11 protein-coding genes are annotated in these 15,785 nt (G+C 43.8%); 10 read left to right on the plus strand and 1 reads right to left on the minus strand.

The window, feature by feature from the left end; genetic code table 11:
• The first annotated feature begins 280 nt into the window (after window positions 1-280).
• The 10 genes from A9970_RS04070 to A9970_RS04115 all read left to right on the plus strand — a co-directional run bounded on the left by A9970_RS04070 (window position 281) and on the right by A9970_RS04115 (window position 15,173).
• Entirely contained in the window at window positions 281-3,334 is a 3,054-nt protein-coding gene (locus tag A9970_RS04070) for a TonB-dependent receptor (protein WP_159726974.1), read from the plus strand.
• 25 nt (window positions 3,335-3,359) lie between these two features.
• Window positions 3,360-4,727 carry a RagB/SusD family nutrient uptake outer membrane protein gene (locus A9970_RS04075; RefSeq protein ID WP_182981410.1) on the plus strand — a complete coding sequence of 456 codons (1,368 nt, stop codon included), beginning with the start codon at window positions 3,360-3,362 and terminating at the stop codon, window positions 4,725-4,727.
• A gap of 38 nt (window positions 4,728-4,765) precedes the next feature.
• Entirely contained in the window at window positions 4,766-6,115 is a 1,350-nt protein-coding gene (locus A9970_RS04080; protein WP_182981411.1) for a beta-carotene 15,15'-monooxygenase, read from the plus strand.
• 23 nt (window positions 6,116-6,138) lie between these two features.
• Complete coding sequence (locus tag A9970_RS04085) at window positions 6,139-7,608, plus strand: hypothetical protein (protein ID WP_182981412.1); 1,470 nt, start codon at window positions 6,139-6,141, stop codon at window positions 7,606-7,608.
• A gap of 20 nt (window positions 7,609-7,628) precedes the next feature.
• Window positions 7,629-9,080 carry a rhodanese-like domain-containing protein gene (locus A9970_RS04090; protein ID WP_182981413.1) on the plus strand — a complete coding sequence of 484 codons (1,452 nt, stop codon included), beginning with the start codon at window positions 7,629-7,631 and terminating at the stop codon, window positions 9,078-9,080.
• Window positions 9,081-9,111: 31 nt separating this feature from the next.
• Window positions 9,112-9,783 (plus strand): hypothetical protein, encoded by a 672-nt coding sequence (locus A9970_RS04095; RefSeq protein ID WP_182981414.1) that lies wholly within the window; start codon window positions 9,112-9,114, stop codon window positions 9,781-9,783.
• Window positions 9,784-9,976: 193 nt separating this feature from the next.
• The gene (locus A9970_RS04100) at window positions 9,977-10,138 is read left to right on the plus strand and encodes a hypothetical protein (protein ID WP_153847574.1); all 162 of its coding nucleotides are present in this window, start codon (window positions 9,977-9,979) and stop codon (window positions 10,136-10,138) included.
• A gap of 20 nt (window positions 10,139-10,158) precedes the next feature.
• Complete coding sequence (locus tag A9970_RS04105) at window positions 10,159-11,586, plus strand: NAD(P)/FAD-dependent oxidoreductase (RefSeq protein ID WP_182981415.1); 1,428 nt, start codon at window positions 10,159-10,161, stop codon at window positions 11,584-11,586.
• A gap of 1,130 nt (window positions 11,587-12,716) precedes the next feature.
• The gene (locus A9970_RS04110; RefSeq protein ID WP_182981416.1) at window positions 12,717-13,547 is read left to right on the plus strand and encodes an AraC family transcriptional regulator; all 831 of its coding nucleotides are present in this window, start codon (window positions 12,717-12,719) and stop codon (window positions 13,545-13,547) included.
• Window positions 13,548-14,579: 1,032 nt separating this feature from the next.
• Window positions 14,580-15,173: a TlpA disulfide reductase family protein gene (locus A9970_RS04115; protein ID WP_182981417.1), complete on the plus strand. Its 594-nt coding sequence runs from the start codon at window positions 14,580-14,582 to the stop codon at window positions 15,171-15,173.
• Window positions 15,174-15,312: 139 nt separating this feature from the next.
• Here A9970_RS04115 and A9970_RS04120 read toward each other — a convergent pair whose 3' ends face one another.
• The gene (locus A9970_RS04120) at window positions 15,313-15,504 is read right to left on the minus strand and encodes a cold-shock protein (protein ID WP_070566486.1); all 192 of its coding nucleotides are present in this window, start codon (window positions 15,502-15,504) and stop codon (window positions 15,313-15,315) included.
• Window positions 15,505-15,785: the final 281 nt, after the last annotated feature.

Consider the following 15,785-nt stretch of genomic DNA (forward strand, 5'->3'; position numbering starts at 1 on the left):
GTTTCATCAACCTAGGAGACAAGCTTGAATAAGGCAACCTCTTCCATGAGTAATCATCATAATTTTTAACTTAATATGTTATTTATGAACTACAACTTTTATTTTAACCCTTCCCAATCGAGCGCAAATCTGCGCAACTGTAAATCCTTTTGTTCTGATTTCAATAGGCGAATGTGTAGCTAAGTCTAGGGGAAAGTATTTCTTTCCATAAAAGCAGCTTTTCTGACAAGTAATCAATTGGCGTTGGCACTTGTAAATATTCACTGTTAAAATTTTACCTATGAAAAATAGCGTATGGAAGTACGCCGTGACGATTTTTTTGTCACATGGTTTGCTATTGCCTGCATTTTCGCAGCAATCTGAGCCACTTATAAACGCAACCTTAAAAGGTGTTGTATTGGATTCGATTACCAATCGACCTATTGAAGGCGTTACCATAAAGCTCGAAGGTGTTACTCATCAAGTAAAGACCGATGCGTCGGGAAGATTTCAGTTTGTCACGGGGCAACGACTTCCGTTGACATTCTCAACTTCATTTTTGGGATACAAAGGTCGAAAGATAACCGCACGGGAGGCGCAGATTCAGATCTTGCTTCAACCTAGCGTTTCTGATCTCGATGAAGTGGTCGTCGTAGGCTACGGTGTACAAAAGCGAAGAAATCTAACGGGCGCAGTTGCCAAGATTGACGCTGCCGAAGTCAACAAAATTCCGGTGGCAAGTTTTGATGCCCAGTTGCAGGGCAAGCTTTCCGGTGTGCAGGTTTCCACCAATTCAGGAGTTCCCGGAGAAAGCATCTTCCTGCGGGTTCGCGGAACGACATCGATCAACTCCAGTAGCGATCCCTTATATATTATTGATGGCGTATTCTTAAATAATACTTCGCTCCAAAATATCGGGCTTGGTGGACGGACCAGTTCACCGCTCACGGATATCAACCCAGCAGATATCGAATCGATTGAAGTGCTGAAGGATGCTTCAGCAACCGCAATCTATGGTTCCCGGGGTGCCAATGGTGTGATCATCATTACCACAAAAAAAGGAAGTTACGGTAGCCGTACCAAAATTGACCTCAACCTGCAGGGGGGCTGGGCCGAAGCCAATAAATCCTTGTTGCCAAAATTGGCTACAGGTCCCGAAACGGCAACCCTCGCCAACGAGTGGTGGATAAACTCCGGATTGGACAATCCGGCATTGAAACAGACTTTCGCCAACAGGCCTTATCGTCCAGTTTCGGAAGGCGGGAAAGGAAATCCTGAAGATCAGCCTACCTATGATCGCCTTGGTTTCCTGTTGCGCCATGGGAAGCTGCAGGATTATAACATCGGTATACAGGGGGGCGGTGACAAATCGAGGTTCTATATCGGCGCAGGCTACACAGGACAGGAAGCTTTTATAAAGGTCATTGATTTCTCCCGTACCAATCTCAAATTTAATTTCGACCATCAGATCAGTAATCGTGTCAAGATTGGCCTGACAAATAATTTTTCCAGAACCTACCGCAATCAGGCGCGTACAGGTGATGGCCCTCAGGTAAGTCTTTTCAATTCCGCCGTTTCTTCGGCAACGAATGTCCCTATATTCAATACCGATGGATCACTCAATGGTACCGATAATACCTATACACTGGTGGACAACTACGATGTCAATACTACAAGTCTGCGTTATGTTGGAAGTGCCTTTGCGGAAATTGATCTAGTGAAAGGACTGAAATTCAAATCCAGTTTTAGTGCCGACTATAACCTATACGATGAATCACAGTACTGGAACAGTAAAACCAGTATCGGCATTGCGAATAACAATCAGGCGACCTCGGGAATATCGAGAAATGCAACCTGGATCAACGAACAAACCCTGACGTACCAGAATACCTTCGGCAAGCATAGCCTGAATGCTATTGTGGGAAATACCTTGCAGAGCAACGTACTTGATTACAAATACCTGGAGGGGAATGGTTTTGCGAATGATTCCTTTAAACAGATCTCATCGGCAGCCAATATCATTGCATCCGACAATTGGACTAAATATACGATTGCATCCTTTTTTGGAAGAGTAGGCTATAGCTATGCAGACCGTTATTTTGCGGAGGCAACCCTGCGGGCAGATGGCTCGTCCAAGTTCGGTGCCAACAACCGATGGGGCTATTTTCCGGCTTTTTCGGCAGGCTGGCGGATTAGCCAAGAAGCCTTTCTGGCAGATCAAACCTGGTTAAACGACCTGAAAATTAGGGCTTCCTATGGATTGACGGGCAATCAGGCTGGAATCAGCAATTTCGCCGCTAGAGGTCTTTGGTCGGGCAATGAAAAATATGCCGACAGCTATGGCAAGGTGTTGCCAAGTACAGGTCCTTTCCAGTTGGGCAACGAAAATCTGCGCTGGGAGAAAACAGCGCAGGCAGACCTTGGGCTGGATGTGGCGCTATTTAAAAACCGCCTGTCCATTACCGTAGATCTTTATCATAAATATACCTCCGATCTTCTGCTCGAGCGACCTATTGTTGGCAGTTCTGGTTTTTCAAAATACTGGGCCAATGTGGGCGAGATCAGCAATAAAGGCTATGAAGTGTTGATCAACTCACTCAACGTGAAAACAAAAGACTTTGCTTGGAATACAAGCTTCAACATCTCGGGAAATAAGAATAAAATAGAGAAACTGCCCACGCAGATTACCCAGTATACCCGCGATTGGGTTATCCTGAAAGAAGGTTATTCGCTCAACTCATTCTGGCTTTACGAACAGCTGTCGGTCGATCCACAGACCGGAAAAGCCGTGTTTGACGGACAGCTGAGCGATGGTTCTTTGCCTACTTCGGCACGTAAAGTTTTTCGGAATGCTTATCCCAAGTTTTATGGAGGTATAGGCAATACCTTTACCTATAAAAACTTTGATTTGGGTGTAGACTTTAGTTTCCAATATGGCAACTATGCCGTTAACCTCAACCGCTACTTTCGGGAGCGTAACCCGAGCAGCGGTGGCGTATTTCAAAATGTGCTAAACAGATGGCAACAGCCCGGTGATATCACCGATGTGCCTCGACTGACATCGGAAGGACTCAACTATACCATCGATGCCAATAGCCGCTATCTGGAAGATGCCTCGTTTTTAAAGCTCAGACAGCTGTCTTTTGGTTATAAATTGCCGAAAGAGCTGGTCGAGCGGGCAAAATTGACTGCTGCACGTATCTATTTTGTAGGGTCTAATCTCTTTGTGTGGAGCAAATACACTGGTGATCCTGAATCGAATGTGACCAGCAACCCAAATGCACAGGGGATAGGATCCTTCGGAACTCCACCACAGCCGCGCACGTTTCAGCTTGGGCTCAATGTCACCCTATAAACGTTAACCTTAATCCGTAAAGCTCATGAAAAAAATTATATATTTCCTTTTTCCGCTTCTTGCCTTTCAACTAAGTAGCTGCAGCTCTTTTTTGGAGGTCGAGCCCAAGAATTCAGTGTCTGATGAAGTGACTATCGTTGACGGGAGTTCTGCCGCAACAGCCGTGCGCGGTATTTACTCAGCACTTCGGTCCAACGATTATTATGGCTATAGCTTTCAGCTACTGGGATTCTTTTCGGCAGACAATATCGTGTATCGCGGTAGCCAAACTGTCCATCAGACCTTGACCAATCATACGGTAAAATCTGACCTCGCTGTGCTTGCTACGGCATGGAACCAGGTCTATGCCACCATCAACAGGACCAACCATGTGATTACCAAAGTACCCAATCTGGCGCTGACGACCACTTTTACCGAAGCCTATCGCAACCAGCTTGTGGGAGAAGCCTATTTTGTGCGTGCACTGGCCTATTTTGATCTGGCCAGAACCTGGGGTGGTGTACAGATCGTGCTGCAGCCAACGACTTCGGCCAGCAGTCTGCCCCAGGTCCAAAGGAGCTCCCTGACTGACACCTACGCACAGGTGCTGCAGGATCTGCAAAAGGCCGAACAGCTGTTGCCCAATGAAACCAACCGTATACGCGCTACCAAAAAGACCGCGCGGGCGCTGCTGGCAAGATTCTACCTGTATCAGAAAAACTGGTCTGAAGCCATAAAATATGCCTCGTATATTATTGATGATAATACCAATTATAGTTTGGTGAGCCCATACCGCTCGTTTTATGCCAACAATACCTCCAATACCAAAGAATCGGTCTTCGAATTGGTCTTTGATATCAACAATACTAGTGGTCAGGCCAGTCAATGGTTGTCGGGCAATAATGGGGGGACCGCTTGGATCAGACCTTCTCAGGCCATCTATGACCTGCTGGTAGATCCAGCTGTTGGTGGGGATCGGACGGCATTGGTATCCAAGACCTCTTCGTCCACAGATCCGAATATCCTGATCGGCAATCTGTATTACCGAACAGACCGAACAGACCCCGTCTTTTTGATCCGTACGGCCGAGCTTTACCTAATCCGCGCCGAAGCATTGGCGCAACGGAATGGCTCTGGCGATGTGACAGCTGCTTTGGCCGACTTAAATGCCATACGCTCACGCGCCAACATCAAACCCTTGCAAAGTCTCGGAGCGGCAGCGCTCCTGCAGGCCGTGGAAGATGAAAATCGCGTTGAATTTGCCCTGGAAAATCATCGCTGGTATGATCTGCTGCGGACAGGACGCGCGCAACAGGTGCTCAATATTTCCTCCGTGAATAGGTTACTGCTGCCGATACCGTACGCTCAGGTTTCGATAGACCCGAATCTACAACAAAATCCAGGTTTGGATTGATCGGATGAATCATTTGTTTTTTATTTAATCGGATTGAAATGACAACATTTGCAGACTCTCATTTTTTTAAGCGCTATCGCTCAGCTATTTTATACATCGGCCTGATCTTTTTTTTGATACTCAGCATCCCGTATGACCCCAATCTTTTTACGGGGAGTTCATTTGCTGACTTGTTTTCATTGGAGAACTGGTTTGGATTGGCGACTTACCGCACTTCTTTTATCGCCGAAAGCCCTTTCGTCGGTAGCGATGTGCGCGGATACTACAACTGGGCAATTGCCCTGGCGCTCGCACTCTTGCTATTTTGGGCCTTTGGCCGTAAAATCAGGCAGACTTTTAAGGCCGATGACGATCGTGTATTTTACTGGCTCCGCGTGCTGTTGCGTTATCGTTTAGCATTGGCCATTACTTTTATAGGTCTTGTCAAAATTATCCCTATACAACTTCCCGAGCCGACCATTAGCGAGTTGCATACCGAATACGGTGATTTCCTGCTCTGGAAGCTCTATTACCTGACCAACGGCATTGCAACCGCGGGATATTTACCGGTAATTGGTGCGCTAGAGATTGTGGGTGGACTCTTTTTACTGAACCGCCGTACAGCAATCATCGGTTCGGGATTACTTATTGCCGTATTGCTCAATGTCGTGATCGTTAATTATGTATACGAGATCGGTGAACAGGTCTATAGTTCGTTTTTACTATTGCTTGCGGTCGTTATCTTCTCGTACGACTGGCCCCGTTTTTATCAGCTTTTAATTAAAAAGGCAGTAACTATTCCCGATGGGTTTTGGCCTGTCTATGGCCGAAGAGTTGCGGGGGGTCGCCCTTATCTGCAGGCCTTGTTTCTGCTGCTGATCGCCGTATTTAGCGTACAGGCTTACCTGAGCTGGAAGAATTCCGATTACCCATTCCCCGATGAAAAGGGATTGGAAGGAGCAGCGGGCGTATACGATGTAAAAGACTTCGTCTGGAAAGGAGATACTATTCCATATTCGCTAACCGATACATTGCGATGGAAGGATGTGGTTTTTGAAAAATGGAATACGCTCAGCATCCGTGGAAACCGTTCTGTAAAGGTCGATAGCCTCAAACCGCGTATCGCCTTCAATCGCGAGCGTAACTACGAATACCTGGGCAATGGTGGGCGTGAATTCTTTGGCTATACGAGCAAGCAGGGAAGTGATAAGAGCACAACCACAATCAAACTTACCGGAAAAGTAAGTAAAGGCCACACTTTTGCCTTTATTGTCAAAAGACCCGACAAACGGACAGTTTTACTTAATGGAGTCAACCAGCTGGGCGACTCATTGCATGTGCGGCTGGAGAAAGTGAACAAGAAATATCTGTTGCAGGAAGGCCGCAGAAAACCGATCCGTATTTATTAACGATTCAAATTTAGACTAAGTTTATGGCAACGATTCAATATTTGGAAAGTATTCCTACCAGCCAGCAGGAGCAGGGTTGGAAGTACTGGGAGAAAGTAGGATTTAGATTTACTTTTATTTTCTTTATCCTGATGGTGGTACCCCTGGATTGGGAATGGTACGAAAAAGTTTTTAAACCCGAATCATTATATGATTGGATGGCAACGATCGCCGGTGGGTCGCGCACGGGTTGGATAGAAATAGACAGCGAAAGTGGCAAATGGGGTTTCGCATCGTATACGTCTTGGTGGCTCAATGGCCTGATAGCGGTGCTTGGTGCTTCCATCTGGACGATATTGGCCCGAAATAGTAAGGTGCAGCGCTATGATGCGCTGTACTATTGGTTGCGGGTATTGGTACGCTACCGCATTGCACTGGGGCTGATCGCTTTCGGATTTATCAAGTTCTTTCCCATGCAGATGCCATTTCCATCCCTTGCCAATCTGAATACCGATATCGGTGAATATGCCCCCTTTAAGTTGTATTGGCAAATCGTCGGTGTATCCTATAAATATGAGATCTTTTTAGGCTTTTTGGAGATAGCGGCGGGAAGCCTGCTCTTCTTTCGACCCACGGTCGTCATAGGAGCCATTATCAATGCTGGAGTCCTCTTTAACATTGCCCACGCCAATATTGCCTACGATGGCGCAGTTCATGTATACAGTTCATATTTTGTATTGCTTTCCCTTTTTCTATTGCTGCAGTATCTGCCTGCGATCTGGAAGCTTTTTATCCTGCGCGAACCAGTAAGCACCTATTACTATGTGCCCAAGTTTGTCAGGAAGTGGAATAAGCCATTTTACTTTGGCCTAAAGGCGACCATTGTGGTCCTGTTTATTTTCGTTTACGGCTTTTATCGCTATGAGCGATTCTATGATGAAGGGCGTCTAAAAGAACCTGTACTTCCTGGGCTGGCAAAAGCTGCAGGACATTATGAGGTTTCGAGTTTTCTGCTGAATGGAAAGTCTCAGGCTTATTCACCTGCCGATTCGGTACGCTGGCATGAGGCCTTTTTCGAACGTTATTCGACCTTGGTCTACAAAGTCAATAAAGCCAATTCGATCGATCTTGGCAATGGTACCCCGGCTTTAAATGATGTGCTCAAAACTTACGAGTTTACAGGCCGGGCCGGAGGGAAGAACTACCTCTACTATGAAATAGACTCGACAGAACACGCATTGTATCTGATCGATAAAAATCAGAAATTCAGTAAGGAACAACGTAAGAAACTAGATGAAAAACTAGATGTGGGACTGAAAGCCCTATATGGAAAAGCGCAGGGCGATAGCCTGCATGTGCTGAAATGGGCTTACGAACGACCAACAGCCGAACAGATCAAACTCAAGGGGCTGGATGCCAGTGGCAATAACCTCGAAATTACCCTCAATCGCATTAAAGAATCCTATCTCACCGGTAAGGAATGGTATATGAAAAATACACTCTTTACTTACTAATTGTCTAAAAAAAGAATGTTATGAATAGAAGATCATTTATCCACCGTTCAGCTGTACTTTTTACCCTTGCTTCGGCAGGTCAGGGCGTATCCTGTTTTGGAAATACCAATAATTTTGCGAATGGCTACAGCATCAGACAGTTCGAAGATGAAGGCCTGGCACAGTTTTCCTATGCGATTTTGGCCGATAGGAAAATTGTACTTGTGGACCCTGCCCGCGATCCGAGGCCTTATTATGCTTATGCAAAGGAGCAGGGAGCGAAAATCATTGCGGTTGTCGAAACACATCCCCACGCTGATTTTGTGAGTTCCCATCTGGAGATTCATCAGGATCTGAAAGTTCCCGTTTATGTCAGCAAGCTTGTGCGTGCGACCTATCCCCACCATACTTTTGACGATGGCGATACCTTAAAGATTTCGGACCATATTGTTTTGCATGCCATCAATACAGCCGGTCATTCACCAGATAGCATATCTGTTTTGCTAAAAGAAAATGGTCGCGATGTGGCGATCTTTTCGGGGGATGCGGTATTGATTGGTGGGGTTGGAAGGCCCGATCTGCGCGAGTATTCGGGAGAACAGGCTACGCAGCGCGAAAAACTGGCGCGGCAGCTCTACCACACCGTCCATGATATCTATGCAACGTTAGGCGATCAGGTGCTTTTGTATCCAGCTCATGGCGCTGGGTCACTGTGCGGAAATGCAATAAAGGGTGCTAAGCAAAGTACCATTGGCGCTGAAAGAACCCATAATTTGGCCTTTCAGCAAAAATCGGAAGAAGCGTTTGTCCAGCAGATTCTGGCAGACCGTCCGCCTGTACCGATTTACTTCCCTTATAATGTAGCATTGAATCGTCGGGGAGCAAAGCCATTATTGGCTTCTTTGTCGGGTATTTCAGTGGTTTCGGCAGCGGCGGTGCCCCAGGCGCTGAGCACTGTCCTCGATACCCGCCCCGCTTCAGAATTTAAGGCGTCACATTTTCCGGAGGCCATTAATATTCCCGAACGTAGCAAGTCAGAATCTTGGGTTGGGACTTTTATTGAACCGAAAGACGGCTTTTATCTTGTTGTCGATACGAAAGAACACGGTCAGGTGCAGCTCGAAAAGCTGGCTAAAATTGGCTATGAACAGTTTGTTAAAGGTGTCGTGTTGTATGGGGATTTCGCGGGACAGCCTTCGACAGCTTTTGATCAGGCTGCATTTGACAGGGCGCAAGAGCAATATTTTATAGTCGATGTACGTACGGCCGAGGAAGCTAAGACTGGACCAGTATTCAAAGGGGCACATAACATTCCGCTGGCCGAATTGAAGGCGCATATTGCCGAGCTACCCGTGGATAAACCTATCGTGGTGCACTGCGCTTCGGGTTATCGCTCGGCCATTGCAAGCAGCCTCATCAATGAATGGGTGCCAAAAGCGCAGGTCTGGGATATCGGTGAACATATTAAAAGCTACAAGCAATCGGTGAATTAACAAGAGGATTACACTTAAATGCATACATGATATGAAAGATTTAAAATTATTGGCTAGCATGTTATTAGCGGTGGTGGTGTTGCTCAATGTGACCAACTGCCAATCTAGGCAGGATACGAAGGAAGCCGTAAAAAATAGTCAGGTTTCATTTAAAAAGCAAGAAGGAGTTCGCTTTAAGCAGGAACTTGAAAGCCTGAATAAAACGAACAAAGTGCCGGTACAAATTCCAGACAATCCGCGGATCGTCTATGCGACCGAACAGGATGTGTTGGAGCTGGAAAATGGTATTGTCCTTTTTGGATGGCCCAGCTGTCCCTGGTTTCGGAATGCCATAACGCCGCTGCTGGAATTTGCCCAGGAGGAAAAGGCGGCTATTTATTACCTCAATATTCACGATATCCGGGATCTTAAGGAGAAAGATAAGGACGGTAAAGTGATCACGACCAAGGCCGGGAGCCCGGGTTATGAAGCTATATTGGCCAAATTTCACGATGTCCTAAATCCTTATACAGCTGTGGGGATTGATTCCATTAAACGGATTTCTTCGCCGACGGTATTATTTATTGAAAAAGGTAAAGGCGTGCATAAGGTTGTTTCTACGGTCGTATCACAGACCGATCCGAAAATCAAGCTCGATAGTACACAGCGAAAGGAGCTAAAACAACGGTATCGCGCCTATTTTTTGGATGAACATATTATATAAATGATATTTCTTATAAAGTTGTTTGATAGGATTGTATATGAGTTCTAAAGATGGGTGCGGCCCGGAAAATAAATCCTTTCAATGCATGTAAAAGTTTGTATCCAAGGGCATAGGTTATAGTAAGGGAATCAATAGCTGAAAAAGCCATAAGGATACATGGTGTCAACATTATCGTAAATTAAATGGATAACATATGAAAAAAATAATCAATCTTGGACTTTTAGCGTTTGTTTTAACGACATTTACAGTCTCCTGCGGATCTGCAGGTAAAAAAAAGGATAATAGCAAATCGTTGTCCGATTCTACTTCGTCAAAGCGCTCAAAAAAGGAACAACCCAATACAGGCTGCGACTAGGAGTGATTAAAAACTAGCTTATGCGAAAATTTGATGCAATTATTATTGGTTCGGGACCAAATGGACTGGCTGCAGCGATTACCTTTCAGCAGCAGGGGCTGAGCACGCTGCTGGTTGAGGGTGCCGATACAATCGGTGGGGGAATGCGAACCAAGGAACTTACAATTCCGGGTTTCAAACATGATGTCTGTTCGGCGATTCATCCCATGGCTATGGCATCGCCATTTTTCAGGAGTTTACCTTTGGAAGCATTTGGGCTATCTTTTGTTAAGCCTGAGTATGCAGCGGCACACCCATTGGACGAAGGGGAAACGGGAATTCTTTACCATAGTCTTGCCGAAACGGTAAAGGGTTTGGGGACGGATGGTGAAAGGTATCGTAAGCTGGTGGAAAAGGTCGTGACACATTGGGTGCGCCTTGCGGCCGATATTATGGGGCCATTATCCTTTCCGAAGCATCCTTTGTCTTTAGCCTCGTTTGGACTGGATGCACTTCAGCCGGCAAGCTGGACCGCAAAGCGCTTTACTTCCGTGCAGGCACAGGCTTTATGGGCGGGGATGGCGGCTCATGGAATTCAGCCCCTAAATAACTGGACAACTTCTGCAATTGCCATTGTGCTCGCGGCGGTAGGCAACAAATATGGTTGGCAGATACCGATTGGCGGCTCGCAATCCATTGCCAATGCGCTTTTAGGCTACTATCAATCGTTGGGTGGGGAGATCCAAACGGGCTTTTGGGTAGAGGATGTTCGCGATCTACCATCCCATAAAGTCCTAATCTGTGATATCACGCCCCGGCAGTTGTTGCAGCTCAAAGGTATAGGTCTTGCTAGCGGCTACCGCAGACGCCTCGAAGGCTTTAGGCAGGGAATGGGGGTATTTAAAGTCGATTGGGCATTATCAGAAAAGACGCCTTTTAAAGATCTGCGCTGTCAGCAGGCCGCTACAGTACATTTGGGAAATACCTACGCCGAAATTGCCGAAAGCGAGCGGTTGAGCCATCTTGGAAAGCAAGTGGGTAAGCCTTTTGTACTGTTTGCGCAACAGAGTGCGTTCGATCCCAGTCGTGCTCCCGAAGGCAAGCATACGGGATGGGCGTACTGCCATGTTCCTAATGGGAGTAAGGTCGATTATACCGAAGCGATCGAAAATCAGATTGAGCGCTTTGCGCCGGGTTTTAAAGAAACCATTTTGGCCAAGCATACCTTTTCTCCCATGGAGCTCGAAGAGTACAACCCAAATTACATCGGTGGTGATATCAATGGCGGTATTATGGATATTTCGCAGCTGTACAGTAGGCCCATTTTGGCCCTAAATCCGTACCGAACCTCGGTCGACACGATTTATCTCTGTTCATCATCGACTCCTCCGGGTGGTGGGGTGCATGGCATGTGCGGATATCATGCTGCACGTACAGCGCTCAAGGAACACTTCGGTTTGCTGTTGTAAACCATACCGAATAAGTATTTCCTTATCCGCCTCTATTTGTGGATCCTGTGGCTACAGGCTGGAAGGGAATACCTAACTTGGATTTTAGGATAAAGGACAATCTGTTATTCCAGGGAGCTATAAATTCTCCTGAAATGAAAGCTGTACTTGCCCAGTTGCCGCGGAACAAGTGATTTTAGTCGTTTTTTATTTTTCTGCAGCATAAAGTCTTTAGAAAAAATAAGCTAATGGGTGTGTTTTTGTAATTTCGGCAGTATTTTTGCTATATAGGGCTACGAAAACACCCCAAATAATATGTTGCATTAGGCCAAGATAATTTCTTGGCCTTTTGTATGTAATTCCCCCTTTAGTATGTAATTCCCCCTTTAGTATGTAGACAATATCCCAGGTCAATATTTATGATGGTAATATCGGTTTCGATGTTGCTTTTTCTATCGCTAAATACCGAATAGAAAGAAATTATGGCTATGATAGGATGGCCCTAAGAGCCTGATACTGATTTGATGTAAAAAACGTTTTATATAATTATTAAATCACTTTATAAAATTATAACTGAATAAAGCCTAAAATTGAACATCTTGACTTTCATCTTAAGTTCAGTATTTATTTTAATGCAGCCAATGTCTTGTCTTGCGATCTAAAAAATATCGGATGGAGAATCTTTGGTTGGTACAGTAAATGAGTGGCTTACAGTTTTTATTTTGAAAAAGTCATTTCTATACTATAGATCGAAACTGTTATCGTTAATCAACCGTTAATTCAGTATTGATCATTATTGTTACTATTTTGCAGCTAATGTTTCTGCTGTTGAAAAATTGGAATTTACCCCTATTTTTATACCTTCAATTTTACAGTCTGTGCAAAATATTGATTCATTTAGTCAGGATCAGTTTATTGAGATGACCGGTTGTAGCTATAAAAGGAAAATGAGAAAATAGTGATATAATAGCGAATTTTTTAGGTGCTTTTCGGGAGAAAGAGGAGATACCTGTACGCTAGGAGCAATATAATTGGTATTTAAATTGCAGAAATAATCCTAGCGAGACTACCTAAAATAGTCTAGTGCGACTACATAATAGTGGTGTTTTAGCCGATTGCAAACACTTAGACTTACTTTAATTTTACCTTTAATGAAAACAGAAAAACTGCCAATTACGCTAACGGAAGAGGGGGTATTTTACAAAGAAATAATTGGTGCTGAGGATTATAATAAGACGACAAAATGCACGTACTTTTTAATGGTGCTATTTTCTGAAGGAAGTGGTACGCATTACATTGACGCTGCGGAATATCCGATCAAGGGGAACCAGCTTCATTTTTTATTTCCAGGGCAGCATCACCACTGGATTACCGGTCCGGAAACGAATGCGCAGAAAATTGTCGTGGGAAAGAAAGTATTCGAAACTTTCTCCAGTCTTAGTGAGATTTATTTCATCCGTCACAATTTGCACCCCGTTTTTAAACTCAGTACAGCTTTATTTGAGGTGATATTCAATGAAATGAAAAATATCCAACGCGATCTCTTGGCGCAAGAATCGGATGGAAAGTGGAACGAAATAGTGCGCTTAAGAATCGATATTCTAGTTTCTTTGATAAAAAAGGAAGCTGGAGATTATTTAAAGGAAAATCTTCTTGGAACTTCAAATGTAATTATTGACTCTTTTTGGGATCTTGTCAATGTAAATTTCGCTGCCCATAAACGAGTGACTTGGTATGCGGAGAGATTACATGTAACGAGTAATTATCTGAATATTCTGTGCAGAAAACACCTCCATATTACTGCTTCCAACGTAATTTATCAGCGAATAATACAAGAGGCCAAGGGGCTCTTAAAATTTTCAGATAAAAGTATAAAGCAGATTGCATTTCATTTGGGGTTTGAATCTCTATCGGCATTTTCTACATTCTTTAAAAACATCACGGATTATTCGCCATCTGATTATAAAGGGCATTCATCTTAACTTATCAAAAATAGAAATACTAAAAATAGTTTACTTCGGAGAACAAGAAGATAAGCTATCCAAGGCTACGCGCGAGAACCTGGTCTATGCGTATACCGAAAACTTTATGGAAACTCCTATAATCATCTTATTGACCGATCGTAAAACCTAACAATATACCCTTTCAAAAAGACCGGTGGGCAGGCGTATTGATTGTTTGGGTAATTTGGGCAGTTTTGACGATAACTGGTCTCATATGTATGACTATTATCCATAGGGGATTGTTGGTTTCGGTATGCAGGATGCCTGGAGAAAGGCTCCAAAAAGTCTAGCGGTCTGCTGGGTTATACAGAAGTGGAAAAATGAGGGGCCAGGCAAAAGTTCATATTGCCATCGCAGGGCGAACTACAGATGGATGGTATCCGATGGGTGAAGTTGATGCGTTATAAAGATTATGATGTTTAATTATCTGTTTATATTTATATTGTTAAATGTCTTATGTGCATAGTTTTATGTTTTTACTTTATTGGGTGTTGTGCCAGTTTGTCAGCCGTATACGTAGGTACTCAATAGGCTTTACAGGAGTGTCTTGATTTCCGAAAGCAGTGTTTGTAAATAGGGCTATCCTACACTTTGCTACAGTATAATGCGGTCAACTTGTGCATTATCTTGACGAATGGGATAGAGGGCCGGCCCACTTCGTTGTTTTTGTATGCTAAGCGCCTCAATTTAGCTTTTGTGAGGATGGATTAGGATCTGGTTTTTGCCGTGGAAATGTCGATGGTGCGCTGTTATTTTATAGGGATGTCAGGCTGGCTCGATTCGGAAAATCATGAGCCGTACAGCAAATAAATTGGAGTTGTTGTGTTTTTAATAAATATACTAATTATTTATATACAGCGTATTGTATGTTTTATATCAATTAAAAGTACAGGTGTTATTTTGCCTTATAAAGGCCGCTAAGGTGTCTTTGAAAAGACGATGTGTGGGATGAAAGGATGAAATGATTGTGGAAAAAAATCCATAAATTAGGGGAACTAAACAAGCTGTTTTATGAATGTAAAAGTTATCCTAAAAGCTTTCTTATTATTTGCGCTTTGCCTGATCCATGTAATCGGTCATACGCAGGAAAGCAACAACAATAAGAAATTGTGGGCAAAATCAATTTTGAATCAAAAGGCGCCAAAACTTGAGGTGGAGCAGTGGCTCACAGATGTACCTGATACAAAGGGTAAGTTTATCCTTATTGATTTTTGGGCTACTTGGTGTGGACCCTGCCGAAAAGTAATTCCCGAACTCAATGAATGGCATAAGAAGTATGGTGATAAACTCGTGATCATCGGTCTTTCGGATGAAAAAGCAGAGGTCATTAAAAAGGCGAAGGAGATTAAAATAGATTATTTCTCAGCGATCGATACGAAAGCGAAGTTGAAGAAACAGCTCGAAGTACAGGGAATCCCACACTGTATTTTAGTAGATCCGGATGGCATTGTACGCTGGGAGGGTTTTCCGACGTTAGAGGGACATGAACTCACCGATGATGTTGTTGCTGATATCATCAGAAAGTATTCCAGGAAGCGCGGGAGATTCAAAGATAGCAGTCCATATTTTCTGCGACAGGAAGAAGTGATGTTGGCTGGATTGTAAAAGTCTTCCATATGCCGGACCGATAGATCGTCTGGTTTTTGGCGTTACTTCGGTATGGAATGGATAAAAAAAAGTGTAACGGCTGCCCGTTACACTTCGCAAGAAGATAAATAAATTATCCTCTTGTGTGTTTACTTAATTATGCGATACGTACGTTAACTGCATTAACGCCTTTTTTACCGTTTTCTACATCAAATGTTACACTGTCATTTTCGCGTACTTCGTTGATTAAACCAGATACGTGTACGAAAATGTCGTCTCCACCACCAGCAGGCGTGATAAAACCAAAACCTTTTGTTTGGTTGAAGAATTTAATAGTTCCTTCTTGCATTGTTTTATAAATTATATTAAAGTAATCTGTACTACATTATTGTGACAAATGAATATCAACAATAGCTAATCGATTTTTTGCAAGAAATAGGATCTGATTTTGATGATCTTGAATTGACTCAAGTCCAAAAAGGTCTTTACCTCCGTTTTGCTAACAAAAAAGCTTCTGAAAATGCGAAAACTGAGTTGTAAGTATAACTTGACGATTTCAGATAAGCAAAGGCGGAGCCGATTATAATACAAATTTAAGTATAAAATATTGATATATACAGTGTTTTGTTA

Source organism: Sphingobacterium sp. UME9 (genome assembly GCF_014170215.1).
In the GTDB taxonomy this organism is placed as follows: domain Bacteria; phylum Bacteroidota; class Bacteroidia; order Sphingobacteriales; family Sphingobacteriaceae; genus Sphingobacterium; species Sphingobacterium paramultivorum.

Bases quoted from the DNA above. Each gene is read 5' to 3' on its own strand.
- A9970_RS04070 (WP_159726974.1), top strand. From the start codon at position 281: ATGAAAAATAGCGTATGGAAGTACGCCGTGACGATTTTTTTGTCACAT.
- A9970_RS04075 (WP_182981410.1), top strand. From the start codon at position 3,360: ATGAAAAAAATTATATATTTCCTTTTTCCGCTTCTTGCCTTTCAACTA.
- A9970_RS04080 (WP_182981411.1), top strand. From the start codon at position 4,766: ATGACAACATTTGCAGACTCTCATTTTTTTAAGCGCTATCGCTCAGCT.
- A9970_RS04085 (WP_182981412.1), top strand. From the start codon at position 6,139: ATGGCAACGATTCAATATTTGGAAAGTATTCCTACCAGCCAGCAGGAG.
- A9970_RS04090 (WP_182981413.1), top strand. From the start codon at position 7,629: ATGAATAGAAGATCATTTATCCACCGTTCAGCTGTACTTTTTACCCTT.
- A9970_RS04095 (WP_182981414.1), top strand. From the start codon at position 9,112: ATGAAAGATTTAAAATTATTGGCTAGCATGTTATTAGCGGTGGTGGTG.
- A9970_RS04100 (WP_153847574.1), top strand. From the start codon at position 9,977: ATGAAAAAAATAATCAATCTTGGACTTTTAGCGTTTGTTTTAACGACA.
- A9970_RS04105 (WP_182981415.1), top strand. From the start codon at position 10,159: ATGCGAAAATTTGATGCAATTATTATTGGTTCGGGACCAAATGGACTG.
- A9970_RS04110 (WP_182981416.1), top strand. From the start codon at position 12,717: ATGAAAACAGAAAAACTGCCAATTACGCTAACGGAAGAGGGGGTATTT.
- A9970_RS04115 (WP_182981417.1), top strand. From the start codon at position 14,580: ATGAATGTAAAAGTTATCCTAAAAGCTTTCTTATTATTTGCGCTTTGC.
- A9970_RS04120 (WP_070566486.1), bottom strand. From the start codon at position 15,504: ATGCAAGAAGGAACTATTAAATTCTTCAACCAAACAAAAGGTTTTGGT.